The organism is Rahnella sp. BCC 1045 (genome assembly GCF_019049615.1).
Lineage (GTDB): Bacteria > Pseudomonadota > Gammaproteobacteria > Enterobacterales > Enterobacteriaceae > Rahnella > Rahnella contaminans.
Genome location: NZ_JAFMOZ010000136.1, coordinates 15,584 through 37,263, shown reverse-complemented (window position 1 = coordinate 37,263; position 21,680 = coordinate 15,584). Strand labels below are relative to the sequence as shown.

The 21,680-nt window shown below is 51.6% G+C and carries 15 protein-coding genes; all 15 read right to left on the bottom strand.

Annotated elements, in window-relative coordinates; genetic code table 11:
* Window positions 1-116 precede the first annotated feature (116 nt).
* The 15 genes from J1782_RS18175 to tssC all read right to left on the bottom strand — a co-directional run bounded on the left by J1782_RS18175 (window position 117) and on the right by tssC (window position 21,673).
* Complete coding sequence (locus tag J1782_RS18175; protein ID WP_217153657.1) at window positions 117-1,349, bottom strand: hypothetical protein; 1,233 nt, start codon at window positions 1,347-1,349, stop codon at window positions 117-119.
* Window positions 1,350-1,351: 2 nt separating this feature from the next.
* Window positions 1,352-1,615 (bottom strand): PAAR domain-containing protein, encoded by a 264-nt coding sequence (locus tag J1782_RS18170; protein WP_217153656.1) that lies wholly within the window; start codon window positions 1,613-1,615, stop codon window positions 1,352-1,354.
* Between the two features lie 110 nt (window positions 1,616-1,725).
* Window positions 1,726-2,439, bottom strand: a complete 714-nt coding sequence (locus tag J1782_RS18165) for a hypothetical protein (RefSeq protein WP_217153655.1) — start codon at window positions 2,437-2,439, stop codon at window positions 1,726-1,728.
* Window positions 2,440-2,579: 140 nt separating this feature from the next.
* Window positions 2,580-3,539, bottom strand: a complete 960-nt coding sequence (locus tag J1782_RS18160) for a DUF6708 domain-containing protein (protein WP_217153654.1) — start codon at window positions 3,537-3,539, stop codon at window positions 2,580-2,582.
* 1 nt (window position 3,540) lies between these two features.
* The gene (locus J1782_RS18155; RefSeq protein WP_217153653.1) at window positions 3,541-6,126 is read right to left on the bottom strand and encodes a T6SS effector BTH_I2691 family protein; all 2,586 of its coding nucleotides are present in this window, start codon (window positions 6,124-6,126) and stop codon (window positions 3,541-3,543) included.
* A gap of 33 nt (window positions 6,127-6,159) precedes the next feature.
* Entirely contained in the window at window positions 6,160-7,221 is a 1,062-nt protein-coding gene (locus tag J1782_RS18150; protein ID WP_217153652.1) for a DUF6708 domain-containing protein, read from the bottom strand.
* Window positions 7,222-9,801, bottom strand: coding sequence for a T6SS effector BTH_I2691 family protein (locus J1782_RS18145; protein ID WP_217153651.1), 2,580 nt, complete (start codon window positions 9,799-9,801; stop codon window positions 7,222-7,224).
* Between the two features lies 1 nt (window position 9,802).
* Entirely contained in the window at window positions 9,803-10,669 is an 867-nt protein-coding gene (locus tag J1782_RS18140) for a DUF4123 domain-containing protein (protein ID WP_217153650.1), read from the bottom strand.
* A 10-nt stretch (window positions 10,670-10,679) separates the two neighbouring features.
* A complete protein-coding gene (gene vgrG / locus J1782_RS18135; RefSeq protein ID WP_217153649.1) occupies window positions 10,680-13,046 on the bottom strand; it encodes a type VI secretion system Vgr family protein in 2,367 nt (788 codons plus the stop codon).
* Window positions 13,043-15,694: a type VI secretion system ATPase TssH gene (tssH, locus tag J1782_RS18130; protein ID WP_217153648.1), complete on the bottom strand. Its 2,652-nt coding sequence runs from the start codon at window positions 15,692-15,694 to the stop codon at window positions 13,043-13,045. Before tssH ends, vgrG begins: the two co-directional genes overlap by 4 nt.
* A 168-nt stretch (window positions 15,695-15,862) precedes the next feature.
* Window positions 15,863-16,354, bottom strand: a complete 492-nt coding sequence (gene hcp, locus J1782_RS18125; RefSeq protein ID WP_101079103.1) for a type VI secretion system effector Hcp — start codon at window positions 16,352-16,354, stop codon at window positions 15,863-15,865.
* A gap of 32 nt (window positions 16,355-16,386) precedes the next feature.
* On the bottom strand, window positions 16,387-18,078 hold the full coding sequence (locus J1782_RS18120) for an OmpA family protein (protein ID WP_217153647.1): 1,692 nt from the start codon (window positions 18,076-18,078) through the stop codon (window positions 16,387-16,389).
* Window positions 18,075-18,764 carry a type VI secretion system protein TssL, short form gene (gene tssL / locus J1782_RS18115; protein WP_217153646.1) on the bottom strand — a complete coding sequence of 230 codons (690 nt, stop codon included), beginning with the start codon at window positions 18,762-18,764 and terminating at the stop codon, window positions 18,075-18,077. Before tssL ends, J1782_RS18120 begins: the two co-directional genes overlap by 4 nt.
* A complete protein-coding gene (gene tssK, locus J1782_RS18110) occupies window positions 18,761-20,113 on the bottom strand; it encodes a type VI secretion system baseplate subunit TssK (RefSeq protein WP_217153645.1) in 1,353 nt (450 codons plus the stop codon). Before tssK ends, tssL begins: the two co-directional genes overlap by 4 nt.
* 15 nt (window positions 20,114-20,128) lie before the next feature.
* A complete protein-coding gene (gene tssC / locus J1782_RS18105) occupies window positions 20,129-21,673 on the bottom strand; it encodes a type VI secretion system contractile sheath large subunit (protein ID WP_152328042.1) in 1,545 nt (514 codons plus the stop codon).
* Window positions 21,674-21,680: the final 7 nt, after the last annotated feature.

Below are 21,680 nucleotides of genomic sequence, written 5' to 3'. Positions count from 1 at the left end.
AGTAAAACGCGTCACATTAGTCTCTCCACTCTGAAATGTACGAGTGATAGTTATGTCCAAGAGTATTGGATCAGGGGGGAAAAATTACGAAAGCAAGCTGAGTGTTGTGTTTGCTGCTATGCAATAGCCCGGTTCTGTGCAGGGTGTACGACAGTAAACCACGGCAGGGAAACATCAGGCTGGGGGGCACTCATGACGAACTGGGTGCAGTGCTGTATTGCCGCATTGTCAGTGGCGAGTGCCAAAGACAACCAGGGGGAAGCTTCGCCGGTCAGTCCGGTATAAATATCGATGTCACACGTTTGTTCTGGCGTAACGAGAGCTGTAAAAGCGACATTGATTTGAGAGAACACAGACTGCGCCTGATTGTCACATCCCATTCCCGTCAACCAGACCTGTTCAACACTTTCCGGGCGGGTATCCCCCCAGTGAAGTGATTGCAAAACGGCGTCTGCTAAAGGAGCTTCCACTTTGCAACGCTCCGGCCGATGAATACGCGCAACAACGTCAGATGGTGCCTTCCCGGACATCGAGGTCTGTAACAACAAGGCAACGGCCGCATCTCCTTCACCGTCTTTTACTTTACCGGCAAGTCGGACTGCGACGATCAGTAACGTCTGCCCTGCAATAGATTTATCCAACCAGCGGTCAAATGCTTCAAGCCCGCCGCCGGGCACCAAAGAGGTTGTGCAGGGGAGAGGCTCTTGTTGGAGTGCACGCTCCCACAAAGAAGGTAAATCAATGTTGTCAGATTGCCTGTCGATATCCACCTGCAGGAAAACGTTCAGGTGCCCGGGTATCGAGTTTTTGGATAATGCGGCCGCCAAAGTGTTATCCGCCAATATCGCGCCTATCCGATACTGAAGACGTTCAGTTGCCGGATAGGTTATATCGTCAAAACGGGCCTGCCGGATCACCTCATGTGACACGTCATGCGACGTAGAGGGTAAGGTGATTTCCTGCGCCACCATCTGCATCGAGAGCGAGGCAGACGACATGGCGTGCGGCAAATGTACAACATGTGCTAATACGTTGGCATAACTCTGTCCGCGCAGGACTTCATGGTTTAATGTCCACTCTCTTTCTTCGTCCCATCCATCATTGACGCAGTCTGAGAAAGTATGCACCAGCCAGCGAAGACCAAATAAAACGAGCCAGACAAAAAAGGGCACGAGAATAAAGCAGTACCAAAAGATCGGTGTTCGGGTTGGCGCATCAGCAGGCCAGAAGTAGAGCGTTGCAGTGCCACAAATAATCAACAGCACCGCCAAAAAAAACAACCAGCGTTTAGACGAGGGTGGCAAAGAACGTTGAGCCAGTGCTGGGATAGAATTTAAATCAACAGGCATAATCAGCTCGCTGTCGCATTGCCCAAAGACGTGATGAGTGTGCATCCACAGGCACATTTATGCCCATGAAATGCGACCTGCAACCCGTTGTCCATCATAGTAGGGTGACCTTCGATAATCTTCGTTGGGCCATGGCCTGGAATAGGGCATGAAACGGGATCGCCGATACGGGCCACGCCGATCCCCAGGAAAATCATCGTGGATGAACCCGCCAGCACCTGACCGCCGTGAGTGGTTTTATCGCCAATGCGAATAATTCCTTTCATTTTAAATCCTTATATGTTTTTCGATGTGACATCGCGTAGGGGATGCGTTGAATGAACTTATATCGATCAGGGGATCTCCTGAATTGTACATGTCCCCCAATATTGATTTCCTACTTTGCAAGTTTTGAGAAAATATCGTTCAAAATATCTTGATATTGATCCTCTTCAATCATGCGCTTGCTATACGAACACACTCTGTCTACATCGGTTGATTTAATATGTAGTTGGAACAATTTGTTATTATCTTTAATCAAAGACACATCACTAACGGGTAAAATGTAAGTGTCAAAATAGGTCGATGGAGTGATAATCGATTTGTCATGTTGCATGCCTATCATGATTCGGTTATTCAACCGGAATGCCTTGTAGAAAGAAAATATTGATAACAGGAGTAGTAAACCACCGACTGGCAGCCCGATAAAAACCGCTGCAACACCTCCGATCAAAAGAAATAACCCCGACATTGCTGCTGAGCCAAAGTCAAAAGTGAGCTTGCTGTCAAGTTCTGAGACGTCTTTTTGGTGGAGTTTATTCAGGCTTTTATTACGGTAATTTTCACTGCTTACGAGACAACATGAAATAAAGAACATACTCAATGGCAGCATGACGAAAGAACCAATAGATGCCAGTGTAAATCCGGTTTTGGGCTTTTTTAACATAACTGGCAGACTGACAATCTGCGTGACAATGGCGAAACTAAATAGCGGAACCATAAGCGAGGTAATCCGGTAGAGGTGCTGATCGGAGTAACTCAGTTCGTCTAATACTTCTATGAGTGAGGTTGAAATATAGCATGCAGCAACTAACATGGCTAAATCAATCATTAAACCAACCCAAGCTAACAGACTAATTTTTTATTAAAAATTCCGTATTAATGAAATGCTTGAATTCATCCACGATGCATTCAGATTGTGCTATTTATTATTCGATTCCCTATGGGAATACCTCGTTTCATTAGTGATATTTATTTTTTTCTGAAAAGATCCCGCCATGGATGCTTTGAATTACGGGATGCATCAACCTGATAAGGGTCATCTTTATCCACCGGGCACAATGATTCAATGCTTGCAGGCCAGACAGGTATTCTGCTCGTCACCATGGCGAGATAGCGGGGAATGCTGAAGATCAACGCCAGAACAAAAAATAGCGGAAAAAGGAACAGAGGTGCTCCATTAAACCCTGACAACAAATAGAGCAGACCAAAGCGATAGCCTTCACGCTTTTTAGCGATGGGGAGACAAAAATCCACCACCTCAATGACTGACTCAGGCCCGTTCTCCATATATCGCCGCACAAACTCCCAGTGCCGTACAAGCTGTTTTCTGTCCGAATGCGTCGCGGGCAGGCAGAAGGTATCAACCACGGTTTCGTTATCATCCGCCAGTATGTGCCCGCTGATATAGTAGTCTTTATTGGCATCTTTTCTGTGGCTCAGCCCCGTGGTGAAAAATACGCTATCCCAGGGAACGCTGTAGGTTGAGCCATTCAGCCTGAAAACATGCACCAGCCTGTTTTTTCTGTCAAACCGGACGGGGTAGTGTGTCCAGGCAAACCATTCAGTTTTTAATAAAATTAACATCCAGATGGCCATTGCACTACTAGGGATTAGCACAACCAAAAAAAAACAGATATCTTTAAAAGATATATCATTGGAATCAAGAAAAGAAAAGATAACGGTTATCAGTAGAACAAAAAGCATACCCAATAAACCCAAGGAGGCAACAAAACTACCAAATCCCTTGGCAGCATAATATTTATCCGCCAACTCCAGACAATGTGAATTAATTGATATCACTTTTGCATCCGGACTCACAGACTGATCATTGAGATCAACTGCGCAATCTTGGTGCAACTGATATTCCCTTTCCGCATTATTAAGCAGGCGGTTCAGTTTAAATTTAGGAAAAAGCCCGTAATAGTCCATTTTAATCCTCAACACCCAATGCTAATTTCAATTCGTCCATTTCCATTTTCATGGTCGGCCATATAGGCAGTTCCGCAGCCTCTCTGTTCTTAAATTTATCTTGCTTTTCTTTTGAATTATCTGCATCGACAGGTATATTTCGCCATAAGCACTGGAACAGCCATTTTTGAATGTTATCACGATTCTGAAACGCCAGATAAACAGCAGTGCCAATTAAAATAGCGACAGCGATAAAAGTCCCTATTACGGGTATTGCAAAAATCACAGCAGTAGCAAGCCACAAACCTGCTAACCCTGAAAAAAGATATGCTATAGCAAGCCCTTGATGACCTTTGTAAAGTTCATTTCCGAAATTATAAATATCATACCCCGCAGTAATTACTCCAGCCACCGCACCTAATGTTTTTCCAGCATAGCCAACCCATTTAATGAAAGTTTCGGAGCTGAAAACGCGTAGTCTTGATGATGCATTAGCAAATAGCCGAAATTGTTTAATGCCGGTTTCAATGATACCTAACGTCGTGCTCCCCAGGCCAATAACCCCGGTCCAGAACCGGGAGTGCGCTTCTGTTTGATCGGAAGTCAGTGTTTTTTTATTGTGAATATCGGCAGAAATAAAAAGTGCTGCCACCTGAAGTACGCCGGAGAATACGCCCAATGTAAACGGCATAGCCTCTCCGGCTTTTCTGACGCCACCCTGGACGGCTCCTTGCCAGCGGCTAAATTGCTGTGCCTCAACATCCGCGGAAGTTCGAAGTAATTTACTCACTGCCACCGTGCGCTCTTTAGGTGGCAAAACTGTCATTTCGTGAACTTTGTCGATATCAACCATAACTAAAAATTTCTTTGTTTCCTCAGCCTCCATGGGCAATCCGTCGATTTTGAGTCGTCTCAACTCGCGTCTGACATAATGCCGTAAGCTGTCCTTATTGGATTTACCTCCCAGCCCGCTTTCCTTAGCGAGTTGAGTGACAACTTCAGAAACGAAAACTTTGTATTTCCCGGTTTTTTCCAAAGGAACCAATGCTTTATTTGTGATTGCACCCATAGCCACTAAACAACCGTATATTTTGTTTGATTCCAGTGCCTGCGTGATTTTTCTGGTTAAGATCCCGGAAAGAAGGCCAATGAGTATTCCGGCTACACCGGCAGCATTGTCACGCATTTTTTCTATACCATCTTTAAACGCATCGGCTATCCCGTTCCACGGAAGAGTGAACCAGTCAGAAAAACCTTCTGTTGCTTTAGCTAAATTCTCAGCAAGCACATCCTGATTCAACACTAATGCACGAGCCAGAACATTTGTTGCGTCTGTCGGCATACCTGACAGCAAATCGGTGAAATGGCGGAATACTCCAACTTTATCTTGCATACCCGCAATGCAGTAATTCAGGGTCTGGACATATTCAATGCCGCTTTTCAATTCTTGCGTATCAAAATTATGCTTAAAATAGCCGAGCAACGCATTGCCCTTCATCCATTCCAGATACATCTCAGTGCGCGGGCTGATGATGGTATCGTTATATTGCTTAAGAATTTTATTGAACTTATTTTGGAAACTTGCCACTTTCGAAGGGTCGTAATATTGCTCATATTCTGCCCACTTCCTGGCCGCCTCAGGTTTCATTTTCCGGTCACCAATTGAGGTGTACATATTGTCCGGGACTTCGCTGTTACCGGCATAACCGAAAGGGCCGTAAAGCGCGTTTCGCTCTTCGCTCTCATTTTTTTCGATAATGTCACGTTCAAACTGACGCGTCATTGCCTCTTTCAGACCTGTAATTGCGGAGGCCAGAGCAAGCTCTCGTTGATACTCTGCCTTTTTGTATACTTTTTTCTGCAATTCATAATCTATAACGGCGGAAAGCTCCTGTAATACTGCCGGCGGATCCTGCAACACAATCATCGCTCCTTTACCCGGACAGAGTTTGTCCGCTGTCTGCTGGAGGAAAACTCCTTCGAACAAAGTGGCAGCTTTCCACGGTGAAGGAGACCACTCACTTGCGTTGCTGTTTTTGCCTTTGCTGCTGTATTCCGCGACAGTTTCTGTCAGCGCTGATATAGCAATAACCTGTTCTGCTTTACCGCTCTTAATCCACCCATCCATATCAAAGCGTTGCATATACTGGCTACGATAGGATGAATCTTCATGTTTCTTACGCACAGCCGGTGTCCATTCGACTTCAGACCAGCTAAACCAGAACACTCCGTTCTTCATACCGGCAGGTTTTACCGGCAGGGTAATGAGCGATGCGCTGGCAAGTTCGGATGGCTGAGTAATACACGGCCTTATTTTCCCATTAGCAATGTCAGGTGGGACATCGCCATTATCAGGCAGGGGGTAATAATACCCTGCGCTGGTTGCAAAGTAATTTATCCAGCGGTTGCCGGATTCAGACCAGATATATAAAAAACCTTCACGCAGCAAACGCCCGGTCCATGCAGTTTCTCCCTGAGGTGCTACCGGTACTGCAATGCTGCCTGGCAGATGCGGGAGTGTATCGTCTTTTGCGACCACCGCCGGACGAACCGGTAAAACAGGAAGCCCCTGACGTGTGCAAAATTTACATCCTTGTTGAGTCGACATATTAATTATTCCAGTTTGATGAAGTTTGGTACGTTATTGCCTGCGAACCTTTGCCTGAACTTTTTCCCATAACCGGTACATCGCCTGACTTTGGCGCTGATAGAGCGCGTTGTACTCATCCAGTGACTGATTTGCCAGTACATAACGCCAGAGATGTTTTGGGTTATTAGCGGCGCTGACGTTAACAGGGTCATCAGCTTCAACCCGGCAGTCAGCTTCAACGTCCTGGGACCAGCGTGGAATTTTACTGGTGCGCATGGCAACAAACCGGGCAACGCTGCCGAGCAGAATTAAAGGTGACAGGATTATGCGGAACACCCACTCAATGCGCGACTCAACCCGGAGTAAGTACTGCAGGCCAAAGATATAACTCTCTTTTTTATCTGCTACAGGCGGACATAAGGCAATGATATCCGCCAGCTCATTCAGGCAGTCATCCACTTCCATATAACTGCGGACAAAAGCCCAGTTCTTTACCAGCTCACGTCGGGTATTTGAAAATCCCAGACTGAAGGTATCAATGACGGTTTGTTTATCGTCTGCAAGAATATGTCCGTCAATACTCCATTCCGGCATTGCGCCCCTTCCGGCACGGCCGCGGGTAAAGAAGACTTCACGCCACGGAACGGAAATAATGGTTCCGTCCACTTTGAATACGTGGACCATTTTTGTTTTTCGGTTAAAACGAACGGGGTAGTGAGTCCAGGTAAACCAAGATTTGCGTAACAATCGACAGAAGAATATTGCCATGGCCATCGATATGGGGAAAAAAAATAAGGCATACAAAATAAGCGTAGCTAACGAAGACGTTGTTTTTACTAACTCTAAGATAAATTGATAAGCTACAAATATCGCACTCATAAATGGTGCAAGTGAAAGGATAAAAGCAAAAACATCAGGCATTCCTCTATCATTATAATATTTGTCAACCAACTCCAGATAAGTTGAGTTGATTTTTATAACGACAGCGTCGTCTAATGCTAGCGAATCGGATGACCCCATGCCAGTGAAATCTTGTTTTAAATGATATTTAATATCTTCTTCGCTCAAAGAACGATTGAGTATAAAGGGGCTGTAAAGTCCTGAATAGTTCATTCATTGTGCTCCAGATTGCAGCGCTTTACTAAAGGCTTCTATTTCAATACTTCCGGTTGGCCAGATAGCTGGAATCGCGCTCTCATCGAGCGGTATTTTTCTCCACAGGCAGCTAATTAGCCAGAGTTGAATGTCAGTTTTTATATTCAAGGTTAAATAAATAGCAGCCCCAAGCATCAGAATTACTGCGGCTACAATCCATGCTGGTGACAAAATAACGCTAAATAAAACAGCATAAGTAAGAATCCCTCCGCCAATAGCTGAGCAAAAGTAGGCTGCAGCAATGTCATTATGGCCTTTATGTATCTCCATGCCAAAGTTATAAAAATCAAAGATAACTCCCACAACTCCTGCAGCGCCGCCGAGCCATTTAACGAATCTAATTGAGCTCATCATTGTCCGTTGAAAGCTTCCCCCCATCGCGACCCTGATTTGTGCGTTCCATCTTATATTGTTAAAATTAGTCATTAGGCGTTCAATTGAATCGGCAACAGAACCTGCCGCCATAAGAATATTGCCTGCAAGTCTGGACGTTGATTCGACAGTAAACTCCTTAGGCAAACCGGCGTGGGTAATTGCAAATATCTGGAACGCACCCGACAACACACTCCCTGAAAACGGAATGGCATTCATTGAAGCACCGGATATCGATGATGGAGATGCGCTTTTTAGCTGGGCCAGTTTACTTCTGAACGTATTCGGGAAAATGTTAGCCTTCACTTCTTCGACGGAATGTAACGTTTTTGCTATCGCCGAGGCCTCGGTGCCATTTGAGGCTGCTTTCAGCACTTCTGCCTCTTTCATATCGACCAGAACGGCAAATTTACCGGTTTGTATCCCCGTCATTTTGATATTTGTCGCTTCGATATGGCGAACTTCAATATCGACGTAATGGCGCAGTTGATCAATGCCCGCGCGGCCTGAAATGCCAAATATTTCAGCGAGTTCCCCGACCACGGCAGTGACAAAATATTTACGTTCAGCTGCCAGAGTGACCATCTTCACTTTTTTATTGGCAACAATGGCAAATGAAACCAGAGCATCTGCGGGTCTGGAGTCGATGACTTTCCCGACCAGTGAAAAAACCGCTCCACTGAGTGCGTTCTGATACTTTTCTAATACAAGCTGCGCGCCCGATATCTTTTGATCAAAGATATCTTTAAAACCGTCAAGGGGTCTGTCCCACGGTATTGCAGTTATGTCCAGAGAGGCGTGAGTTGCGGAGTTGATTTTTTCTGCAATAATATCATTATTAAAAACGGCGGCGCGGGCCAATATATTCGTCTTGTCAGTACATTCGCCCGAAAGCCTTTCCTGAAAATGCTTTGAAACTAACAATTTATCCTGAAATCCATCGATACAATCAGTGACTGACTGAACGTAACAAATCCCATTTCCCGGGTCTGTAGTGTCGAAGTTATGGAAAAAATAGCCTGTCAGTATTTTTCCTTCCAGGCACGCCATGTACATTTTCATCATCGGCACGATGACGGAATTGTCATATTCTTTAATAGCACCATTAAATTTTACAGTGAAAGCTTCTTCTTTGTTTTTATCATAATATTTCCCGTACTCGGACTGCCACTTTGACTCTATTCTTTGGTTAAAAAGCTTAATGTTTCGCTCATGAGCAGCTTTACCTAACTCCGGTGAACCTGGAATATACATCCCCATTTTGTCGTAATAACCCACATCGGTATTTATTTCTTCTATTTCATTTTTAAGGACTATTTCCCGCTCATATTGGGCACAAATGCTTTCTTTCAACCCCTGTACCGTGGCCGTAAGAGCAAGCTCTCTCGTATAAGCTGGATTTTCATAGAAATTTGTATTGAGGCGATAATTTGCCAGCCAGGATATATCTTGTGCAACTGCTACCGGATCCTGCAGCAGGATCACTGCGCCTTTGCCCGGATACAGTTTCTCTGCAGCCTGCAGAAGGTTCTCACCCTCTTGTGGTTTAACTTTTTTCCAGGGTGAAACCGACCACTGTGTTAGTGTACAGTTACCGGCATTGCTGCTGTATTCAGCGACAGTTCCCTTCAATTGCTGAATGGAAAGTGTCTGGTCAGACTTACCAGCATTCACCCAGGCATCCATATCGAAACGCTGCATGTACTGACGGCGGTAGCTCGCATCTTCATGCTTTTCGCGCACAGCTGGCGTCCACTCGACTTCAGACCAGCTAAACCAGAACAAACCGTTTTTCATACCTGCGGGTTTTACCGGCAGGGTGATAAGTGACGCGCAGGCAAGCTCTGAGGGGTGTGTAATACAAGGTGTTGTTTTTCCGCTGGCAATATCAGGAGGAACGTCGCCATTCTCAGGCAGGGGGTAATAATACCCTGAGCTGGTTGCAAAGTAATTTATCCAGCGGTTGCCGGGTTCAGACCAGATATATAAAAATCCTTCACGCAGTAAACGTCCTGTCCAGGCGGTTTCACCCTGAGCTTCGGCAGGCACGTTAATACTGGCAGGCAAAACAGGTAACGCGTCTTGCTGACTCACCAAGGCGGGGCGCACGGGTAAAACAGGAAGCCCCCGACGAGTGCAGAATTTACATCCTTGTGTAGTCGCCATATTAATTATTCCATCCGGCCGTGCGTGATTGAGGTTCGGTCATATCCAGCCAGCGAGCGTCGTCCCAGTTGCTGGTTTCATCGCGGTAAAAATCCGCGGTTTGCCGGGCCAGAATAAGGAACGCCGCCATTTTAGGCGACAGCCAGAAATCTTCGCGTTGCTGCAAGCCATGCAACGCAAACGTGATCCGGTCTTCAGGGGTAGGTAACTGACAGTGCGCGGCTTGTTCCAGTAGACTCCGGATTTGTTTGCTAATTTCCTGTCTCTGGTCTAAATCCTTAACAGGAACACGCAACATGGAAAGCACAATATTTATCTGACCGATATACTGAAGCTCTTCAAGCGGCAACTGTCGCAGTTCCCCTGGCGGACAGGCTATTTTTTCCGGAAAAGACAATGTTCGCCATTCTCCCTCAAGCCAGAATGTCCAGACAGGCACTTCCCTGGCAGGTAAACGATGGGACAACTGCCAGGGCGTTAACATCCAGTGCAGATGAAACAATACCCGGGGATCGTAATAACGCAAAATATGGCCATTGCGATGCTGGTCATAAAACTGTAGTGCCTCGACCAGCGCATTACGCACAGTAAGGGGGTTGGACGCACTGTTTAACAGCAAACAGCTTGTCGGGGGAGAGTGTGGATTTTTGCCTTGTGTCAGTTCCGCCATCAGTTGACGCCAGTCACCGGATTTAAGTCCATGTAAGGGCAACAGCCAGGGGTAAAGGTGCGCCTGAGGGGCAAGCATCGGCGACACCAACTCGATCAGAGGCCAGCTCTCCGGTAATTCAGGAACACGCATGCGATCAATGATTGCGTACTGATGATCTGCCACCGGCAACGGTTCGGCTAAATACGGGATGGTCATAACAAAGTCCTCAGCTCATTGACATCGTGGCATCACCCTGACTTGAAGCGTCAGAAGCAGCGGATTCGCACACCGTAAATTTTGGATACGGGACATCCAGTTTCGCCGGGCCGGCAAAATCAAACTTGGCACTTTTCACATTAAAATCACCACCAGTTCCAGACTCTATTTTGGTCGGTTCAATGGTCAGGTATGAGCCGCCACACTGCAGGGTGATTTTCTTTTTCGCCGTGATGAGGATTTCATCCTCTGTGCTGGTGATAGTAACGCCCTTCACTGCAGTGATTTCAATGGCATCAGACTGCGCCTGAATTTGAATTTTCCCTGCAGCAGCCACCATTTTGATGCCCATTTCATGCACAAACATCACCAGAGCTTTTCTGGCTGATAAGGCAATGCGTTTAAGAACTGACAATTCGGCGTTTTCGCCTGCCGTCATTATCAGACTACCGTTGGCACTTTGCTGAATATGCTGTGGTGTTGACAACGCAATACCTCCTGGCGCACCCGCTAAAATGACAGGTTGTTGCAGTTCATCGATATTTTGCTGCAGAAAGTTTTGCTGCGTCGAGTGGTCAAGTGGATCAATCTCGGCCGTTTTCATCAGGTTAGACAGAGCCTCAGCGAGAGAGAGGGCATCTGAGAGCTGACGTTTAATCTCGTCCATGCTCAGTTGTTTTCCGCCCGCCTGAGATTGTACCTGTGAGGTGAGCAAGATCCCTTTACCGCCACGAACGGCTACCCAGTCATCAGTTCTCAGCTCTCCACCCTCGCCGCGCTGTTGTTTTTCACTGTCCACCAGATGCCCGAGGTTCAGCTGGCTTTTGCCGCCGTATTCGGTGCTGAGCTTGATGTGCTCTTTGCCTTTCTCATCATCAAGACGCAGCTTGTTGTTAGACGGCGTGCGCAGGACGTTGCGCTTGTAGTTTTTGATGGTGACGTGGTCGCCGTGCGCCGAATCATGCAGGACGTGCGCGATGTAAGGTCGGTCGGGGTTGCCGTCCTCAAACGCAATCGCGACTTCGGTGTCTGCCAGCAAGGGCAGATGCATACCGTAAGTGTCGCCGGCGTAAGGACGGGCCTGACGGACCCACAGACTTTCGTAGCCCAGTTCCCACGCGTCGCGGTCGAACAGCATATTGACGCGGTAACGTCCGTCTTTATCGATATGTCCGTAAGTGTCGTTAGCCGTGGTGCTGGTGACGCGCGCGGGCAGGGTGCCTGCCATCACCGGCTTACTGCCCGGTTCAGGGCGGAAGCAGTAATCTTCTGAATACGGAATGCCTTCAAAAGTGACTTCGAAGCTTTTGTCGCGCCTGGCCGTGCTGACGGTGCGGGTAATGACCACGCCCTGAGCGAACTGCGCGTGAATGCTGCTGCCCGTCACTTTCAGCTCCTGACCCGGCACCAGCGTGGCGGCATTGGCGACGCCCGAATAGTGCGCCTGATTGTTCAGGTAGCGCTCGTGACGCAGGCGGGCGTAGAACGCGCCGCTCTCCGGCTCCGGGTCACGGCCTTCGGCCCCGGCGGTCAGGTAGTTGTCGGCGTAGTGATAGGCTTCGCCGTAGGTGGTGGCGTCGTCACGGGTGACGTCGGCGCTGCTGCTCAGGTCGGCGGTGGCGGTGCGGTAGTTGTAATCGCGGGTAGAAACAGACTTTTCGACCACCCGATGGTGGCTGGCTAAATCCCAGGCGGACTCGACACCCACGTCGTGCATCCCGGAAGGGGGCACGGCCGCGAGGCTCAGCCCCTGTTCGTAATGCTGCTGGTCGTCGTAAAATTCGACGACGTCGATGTTGAGTTTCGGGTCAGCGGTGAAGCGGTACCAGATACCGACTTCGGCCAGCAGGCGGGACACAAACGCCAAATCGTCTTCACCGTACTGCATCACCTGTTCGCGGCGCGGGTATTCTTTGGTCAGCGTAAAGACGAAATCCTGCCCGCGCATGTCGTGGCGTTCGCGCAGGATTTTCTCGACGATGCCGGGCACGGAGATGTCCTGATAAATGCAGTTCTGGTGGCTGCGGGCCAGTAGCGCCAGACGTGGTTCGAGGCACACCTCGTAGCGGCTTTCATCTTTCGAGGTCGAGAGGCGCTTAAAGCCGGTGACTACCCCCTGAATAACGCGCTGCGGCTCCTGCACGGAGACGCCGAAGGCCTGCGCCACCGGTGCCTGCAGGGTCAGCGAGGCGTCCTGCATCAGCAGGATTTTCGGGTCGATGGATTTGTCGCTGCTGGTGAACTGGATGGCATAGCTGAACGGTGTACTCAGGCCTTCCGTGCCGGTAAAACTCAGGACGTCCATATCCGACGCGCTGCCATGCACCGCGAGTTTATGGTGGCTGTGGTCGAAAAACAGTGATGCTGCTACGCTCATTTCCCTTCTCCGTCAAATTCCAGCGTAATCCCTTCCTCTTCATCCCAGCCCAGCGCCAGTGAAGTGGTGCGTTGTTGCCCGCTCATGCGGCTCAGCAGTTGCTGGCTCAGCACCGGCAAGATCTGCTGGTTGAGCAGGCTGTCGATGTTACGCGCGCCGGTGTCCGGCAGCAGGCAGGCGGCGACCAGCGTGTCGTAGAGGCTTTCTTCAATAGTGGTTTGCAGGCCGTAATGTTTGCTCAGGCGTCTGGCGACCTGCGCCAGTTTCATCTCAACGATGATGCGCAGCGCGGTGGCGGCCAGCGGGCGGTAAATCAGGGTCTGGAAACGGGCGAGCAGCGCGGGCTGGAAGTGATCGCGCAGGACAGGGCGCAGCATTTCCTGTAAATCAGTGTCTGTCGATTCCGGTTGTTCCTCCAGCAGTTGCATTATGTGGTCGCTGCCAAGGTTGGCGGTCATCAGAATGACGGTATTACGGAAGTCGATCTCCCGCCCTTCGCCGTCGCGCATAAAGCCGCGGTCGAAGACCTGATAGAACAGGTTCATCACGTCGCGGTGCGCTTTCTCGACTTCATCGAGCAGGACGACGCTGTACGGACGTTTGCGTACGGCTTCGGTCAGAATCCCACCCTGGCCGTAGCCGACGTAGCCCGGAGGGGAACCTTTCAGCTGGGAAACGGTATGCGCTTCCTGATATTCGCTGAGATTAATAGTAATCAGGGATTTCTCGCCGCCGAACAGGCAGTCGGCGAGTGACAGCGCGGTCTCGGTTTTACCCACGCCGCTCGGCCCGACCAGCAGGAATACGCCCAGCGGACCGTTTTCCGACGTCAGGCCGGTTTTGGCAGCGCGCAGACGCTGCGCCATTTCCATGAGCGCGTGATCCTGCCCGATGACGCGCTGCCCCAGGTGATTTTCAAGTTGCAGCAAATCTGTCTGTTCGTCTTTTAACAGGCTGGACAACGGCACGCCGGTCCAGTCGGCAATCACGGTGGCCACCGTGCGCACATCAACATCCAGACTCAGCAGCGGCGCATTGCCCTGCAAATGGCTGAGCTGATCCTGCAGGCTGGCGATTTCTTGCTGACGGCTGATGTCCTGGCGGGTCTCCAGCAGTTGCTGCGTCAGGGCTTTCTCCGCGTGATACTGTGTGTCCAGCGCGGTGAGTTGTTTGCTCAGACGACCGGTCTCCTGTTCAATCTTTTCAAGGCGATCGCCGTGCGTTTTGTTGCCCAGCGCAATATCTTCCAGCAGTGCCTGTTCTTCCATTTCCAGCGCGGTGATTTGCGCTTTCAGACGGGTTAAATCTTCCGGCAATGTATCGAGGCTCATACGGACGCGGGCGCTGGCGGTGTCCAGCAAATCGACGGCTTTGTCCGGCAGCTGACGGCCGGTGATATAGCGGCGCGACAGGCTGACGGCGGCTTTTACCGCTTCATCGGTAATGTGTACGCCGTGATGTCCGGCGTAGCGGGATTTCAGGCCACGCAGCATCAGGCTGGCCATCTCGTCGTCCGGCTCGTCGACTTTGACAATCTGGAAGCGGCGCTCGAGGGCGGCGTCGCGTTCAAAATACTGTTTGTATTCTGACCAGGTGGTGGCGGCGATGGTACGCAGTTCGCCGCGGGCAAGGGCGGGTTTGAGGAGGTTGGCGGCGTCCGCGCCACCGGCCTGATTGCCTGCGCCGATGATGGTATGCGCTTCGTCGATGAACAGGATAACCGGCGTCGGGGAGTGCTGGACGGCGTCGATGACGTTTTTCAGGCGTTGTTCGAATTCCCCTTTAACGCCCGCACCGGCCTGAAGCAGACCCAAATCCAGCGTGCGCAGGCTGACCGTTTTCAGGCTGTCCGGCACGTTCCCCTCCGCGATGCGCAGCGCAAGGCCTTCCACCAGCGCGGTTTTCCCCACGCCCGGTTCGCCCACGAGGATCGGGTTGTTTTTACGGCGGCGGGAGAGGATATCAACCATCTGGCGGATTTCGTTATCGCGGCCAAATACCGGATCAATTTGCCCGGCTTTCGCTTTTGCGGTGACGTCCAGCGTGAACTTATCCAGTGCGGCTTGCAGGGCTTCGTTCAGACCGTGGCTGGAGAGATTGTCGGCTTTCGGCGTGGCAGAAGATTCATTCAGCGAGGACACCGGCATGTTCAGGCTTTCCTGTTGCTGGAGCGCTGAACGCTCTTCGGACACCGCATCCAGCATCGGTTTGAGACGGCGGAGATGTTCTTCACTCAGGCTGAACAGCGGCCACAGGCCTTCGCAGCGCAGCAGTTTAGGTTTGGCGATCAGGGCTTCGAGAAGATTCACGCTGCGGATAGTCTGGTTGTCGTCCTGCAAAGAGGCGGCCAGCCACGCAGATTTCATCAGCGTCTGCAAATCATCGGAGAGTTGCGGACGGGTGCGCACGGAACGCGGCAGGGCATCGAGATGGGCCAGCAGGCTTTGCCAGAGCGCGTCCATGTCCCATTCATAACGGCGGGCCAGCACGGTGATGTCGCCTTCGCCTTGTTCGAGCAGTTTCAGCAGCCAGTGTTCAGGCGTGATTTCCGCATGTGCGCGGGTCTGGCACAGCGTCGCGGCAGCTTCCAGCGCTTTCGCGCAATACGGGTTCAGACGACGAAGTAAAACGGCTGACTGGTGTTCCATGCTCAATTCCTTTTTTGGGTATGCTACCGCCCTTAGCCTTTCCTTTGCAGGAACCCAGGCCCATAAGGTCGATGTCCGAATTATTTGGTGTTTACGAAACCGTCCGGGAAGCAGGGCAGTTTTGGAAACAACAAAAACAGCAGACGGCGAACCGTCTGCTGTAGGGAATTACGCGGTGGTGCGTTCGTTCCAGGAATCGGAATGAATGATGTTGCCGTCTTTGTAAGTCCAGGTGATTTTTTCGTAACGCAGCTCAATCGCTTCGAGGTGATTGTGTTTCTCTTTAGCCGGGTCTTTGATGTCGTGCATTTTTGGCGCGACTTTCACCAGTTTGACGTTCTCAAGCTTGGTGTTGAAATATTCCACTTCCTGGCCAGCGTCGTTGATGCGGTACCATTTGAACTCAGCAGATTTCAGGGTCTGACCGGTGGTCACTGCTTTGTACAAATACGGGCTGGATGAGTCGATTTCTTTGGTAAACAGGAACGGGGTGTGAATACGGGTACCCGTCAGTTTGCCGGTGTTGTTATCGGTCGGGATGTACAGGTTATGTTCCTGCGCAACCACTTCGATGCTGCCTTCGCGATCTTTTACGTCTACGGAGCCTTTAATGTCCGCGCCGCCGTCGTCTTTCAGCCACAGATAAACAGGAATTGCCATGGGTAGTTCTCCATTTCTAGGTTGAGCATCCATCAATCATTTGATGAATCAGGGGTTGCTGTTGCCTTGCAGGCGTCTGCCTGCGGCACCAGACTGATTTCGACACGACGGTTAGCTGCACGGCCTTCCGGGGTATCATTTGTTGCAATCGGGCGTGTTGCGCCGAAGCCCTGAACCGCAAAGCAGGTCGGGGAAACATCGCTGGTGGAGAGCATCCAGTCGCGCAATGATTCCGCACGCTTCTGGGATAAAACCTGATTGGCCTTCGCGTCTCCGGTAATGTCGGTGTGTCCGGCGACGACGATCAGCCAGCCCGGCTTGGCTTTGATGTCGACCAGCGCGTTCACCAGCATTTTGAGGGAACCCGGTTTGAGGTCGGATTTGCCGGTGTCAAACAGCGACAAGGCATCAAGACGCACAGTTTTCGGTGTGTCTTTCTCAACGGGCGGTGGAGGGGGGGGCGGGGGAACGTAGCTTTTAATCGCTGCCAGCAGTGGCAGACGCAGGCGTTCTCCCTGATACAGCCCCAGACCGAGATGCAGCGGCTCGCCGTTGCGGAACCAGTCATCAAGCTGAGCTGCATCCTGACGCAGAACGTCAACGGCATTTGCTTTGGGTACGTAATCGTCCATTGCGATGTCGTAGTAATGGCGGATATCGAAGGCCACACGATGCAGAAGCTGGCGGTTGTGCCAGGCGCTGCAGCACAGAGCAACCACGGCGGCCAGTGTCAGTAACGTCACACTGTGACGCAGTGCCCGGCGACGTGAAGACACGCCATTCCCGGTGGGTAAATCCACCAGAACAAAGTCAGGGAACGGCAGGGTGGCGCCGTCAGCATGCGCCGCCGGATGCCAGCCGCTGGCGTGCGTCAGCGCGGTATGCGCGGACAGCCAGTGTTGCCACAGTGATGCAGGTTTCAGAGAACTCAGCCCAGGCACCTGAAGCAGGATCACCTGCTGCGGGGAGATGCAGGCAACGTCATCGTTACGGGCCTGCAGCGCGGGCAAGACCTGCGCTGCCACCCAGTTGTTGATCTGGCTGAACAGCAGCGTCTGTTTTATCCGCGCAGGTTGCCCGGCGTTGCCTTCCATCCGCTGCCAGTTGGCCAGCGTTTCAGGTTGGGTGACCGCGGGCCAAAGTGTGACTGCCTGAGTATGCTGTTGTGACAGCCAGAGCGGGCTGTCCGTCAGGCTGGTTGCGACCGTACTGGCTAACAACAACGGGACGGCGCGGCGCGTGTCCCGGCGCAGTTGCACCATTTGCCAGCGCAGTTCATACAAGATCGTGGCCAGCGCTTTCTCATCCGCATGTGCCTGCGGATCTACCGACACCATCACAGCCAGTTGCTTTGCCCACTCTGGCCGCTGCCACAGCAGTTGCCGCGTAAACTGACGAAGCGTGCTGATATCATCAACCCGCAGCCAGCAACCCTGTGCTGTCTGCTGAACGGTACCGGTACCAAACAGTGCCGGCAGTGCGTTACCGCATACCAGCACTACCGGCAGGCGGTATTTTTCGGGCGGCAGCCCGTCGGACAACAAATTGGTGAGTTCAGTAGCAGGCTGACGTCCAGCACGCCACATTCCGATCACACAGACGATGATAACCATCCCGGTGGCCAGCCAGCGGATTACGGGTGAGAAAGGCAGGAATACCAGACACAGTATTCCCACCAGAATGCCGGACCACAGCCATAAACTGCGTTGCCACCTCGGACTCATTGCACCGCTCCCGGTAGCAGGGTAGACAACAGGCCGGACAGCCAGTGATCAAGTCCCCACCACAACAGGGCTACCACGCAGGTGGCAAGACCCAGGCGCACCGGCCAGTAGCGCAACCAGACGCTCAGGCGATTGCGTGATGCTCCGACAGCCAGCACCGGGCGCGACGGCGTGAAACTGAACGGAAGCACACGGGCCGAAAGTTCATCAACCAGTTGTTCGCGTTCAGTGACTTCAGCCCTCTTGTAACCGCCGAGGAATCCGAGCATGAGCACCCGGTGAAAACAGGTCAGTACGGCAGTGTCCGGCGCAGGCTCGCGCAGGACGGTACGCATTTGTTCATACAGCTGATTTCCCGCATCCAGTGTATTGAAAAAGTGCGCCTGCAGCGGGGTGTTACACCACACGTAATAGGTATCGTCCTGGACGCTGCGGCCCTTGACGGTTTCATCGAGGATGGCGCACTGGGCGTACTTTATGTGCTGACAACTTTGCTCGCTGACGTCGGCGTCGTGCAACGCCTGCTGGACGCGTTCGATATCGGCCACGCAGCGCTGCCAGAAAATCCGGCCTTCACCTTCTGCGCTGATCATGCCCTGACGCAGGCTGATGACCTGAAGCCAGGTGTCAGCAAGCAACGCGTCGATATCGACCGCCGGGGTTTCTCTTTTCATGGATGGACTCATGCGCGCAGTACCGCAAACAGTTCAAGCTGGATGTCGCCCAGTGTGCCCGGTACGTAGAATACGCAGGCACCTGCGTCCATCATTTGCTTAGCTGCAGGGTGGTTGAGATCGAGGGAGAAGTACTGGTTTTCCAGACGCAGAGGAATTGCTGCGGGCACATGGCTCAGCGGCTGTAGCGGAATGCCGCTTAATGCGACGTTCACGACGTTACCAACGTCATCTGGTGCACCGGCTTTACACAGTTGCGGGAACTGGATTTGCAACTGAGCAGAAGAAAGGGCAGAGCGCACCGACAGGTAAAAATCAACTTCTTCGCGCAAACGCGGATCGTGCAGATCACCGCGCCACTGATTCACACGCGGTTCGTGAACCAGTTCAATCGCGACAACGCGTGAAGGCAGGCTGGCTTCCAGCAGAATATTGAGCAAGGCAAAAAGTGGCGGGAAGACGGCCGTCAGGCGATCATGCTGATACACCGGAATAGCGGTGACATCATGTTCAAGCGAGAAGGTCAGCAAGTTACCCGCCAGACGGGCCAGTTCCTGATACAGACGCTCGGGATGGACCTGCGGATAACGTTGAAAATTGCTCAACACCGGCTCCGCGCCGTTAAGCGCGTTCAGCAGCCAGAACAGTGAAACGTCTGCGACGGCAAAATCGGCCATACGGGCGTTACTTTCGCGGCGCATGCCCATCAGACGAACCAGACGCGCGCGCAACTGCACCATCAGCAGTTCCAGTTGCTCACTGCACCAGTGGCTGGCTTGCAGGCTAAGCAGAGGAGGAATAAATCGCATATCCTGCGTCCAGTGTCCCTGGGCGTCACGCACTAATCGGGCCACCGGGCAGACCTGATAATCCCCATTTTCCTGTGTGTCCAGGCGCAACGTGAGTTCATGCGTCATCACTGCGACCTGTTTCTTGTCATCGCCGTAATGATTTTGCACATCACGCCATGCCTGACGGTAACGCACTGGACGTTCGGCGCGTTCATCAGGTTGCAGGCAGTTGCCGCCGTTAGCGTAAACCTGCGGGATGGACAGCATGACAACAGCCTCAGAGATTTCCGCAGGCAAACTCGCCGCGAGCGTTAAGGTCGGCGGCAGTAAATCGGCACAATCAGTGTCAGTTAACGTCCCGTCCTGAAAACGTACGCACAGACGTTCCGCCTTCAGGCGGCCTTGTGCGAGGGCATTCTGCTCAAATGTGGCATGGAGCACCCCCCACGGATGGAGGGTGCCCATTTGCGCTATGCATTCGTTGGTCCAGGCCTCGAGAGATGCCTGTTGTTGAAACTGCTGCGGCGAAACCAGCACGCCGCGTGTCCACAGGGGACGTTCAATTTTCATTACCACTCCGGCCTTTTACGCTTTCGCCTTCGGCATCTGAGAAACCAATGACAGGTTGACGTCCATACCTTCCACCTGGAAGTGCGGTACGGCGTACAGTTTCACGCGGAAGAAGCCCGGGTTATCTTCGATATCTTCTACGGTTACTTTAGCGTCGCGCAGCGGGTGAGAAGCCTGCAGGTCGTCGCCAGGATCGGTCATTTCAGTCACCAGTGAGCGCACCCAGGTGTTGAGCTCAAGCTCAAGCAAACGGCGGTCTTTGGTGGTGCCGATGTTTTCACGCTGAATCAGTTTCAGGTAATGCGCGATGCGTGACAGCAGGAAGATGTACGGCAGACGCGCGTTAATACGGCTGTTCGCGGTAGCATCAGCCGTGTCATACAGTGCCGGTTTCTGTGCGGAGTTCGCGGAGAAGAAGCAGGAGTAATCACGGTTTTTGTAGTAAGACAGCGGGATGAAGCCGAGATTGGCGAATTCAAATTCGCGGGTTTCCGGGATCATCACTTCAGACGGGATTTTCACCTGATTGCCGGTGCCCAGATCATACAAGTGGATTGGCAGATCAGTGACTGCACCGCCAGCCTGCGGGCCGCGGATCTGGACGCACCAGCCGTTTTTGATGAAGCTTTTCACCATGTTTGCTGCAAACGCGAAAGATGCATTGGTCCACAGGTATTTCTCGTGATCCGGGCCTTTCACTTCTTCAACGTAGTTGAAGCTGCGAACTGGCACGGTGTCCGGCCCGTATGGCAGACGACCCAGCACGCGCGGCATGGTCAGACCGATATAGCGGGAGTCATCGGAGTCACGGAAAGATTTCCATTTGATGTATTCAGCACGGTCAAAGTAGTTGCCGATATCCTTGATGGCAGCCACTTCTTCCATGGAATCTTTCAGGAAGAATTTAGGGCCGACAGCACCGACAAACGGCATATGTGCCGCAGCAGACACTTTGGAGATATTGCGCAGCAGCGCGACGTCTTGCGGGCTGGCGTCAAACTCGTAGTTGGAGATCACAGAACCGATTGGCTCGCCGCCCGGTGTGTCATATTCCTGGATATAGGTATGGCGGTAGAGGCCACTTTGAATGATCTCCGGGCAATCTTCGAAGTCCTGACGCAGGTCGCCTTTAGAAACGTCCAGCAGTTCAATTTTTACGTTCTGACGGAAATCAGTACGGTCTACCAGGAACTTCAGACCACGCCAGCCGGATTCCATACGCTGGAATTCAGGGTGGTGCATAACTTCGTCCAGCTGGCGGCTGATTTGCTCGTCGAGCATCGCGATGTGGCCGTCCAGCAAGGTTTTGTCCAGACGTTCAACTTTCTGACCGGACTGTTTCAGGCGTTCCAGGAAGACCTGAACTGCCGCTGTGACACGTTCATCCGTAGAGACGTCAGACAGCGCCTGATCGTCCTGGAAGGCATTAACATCACCCAGTGCAGAAACTGGAGTCAGATTGATTTTTTCAAACAATGACGCATAAACACTTCCTGCGTCGGTACGTTCCAGCACGGTTGTGCGGCTTTCTTGACTGTTTTCAGTAGCAGACATCAGCATAGTCTCG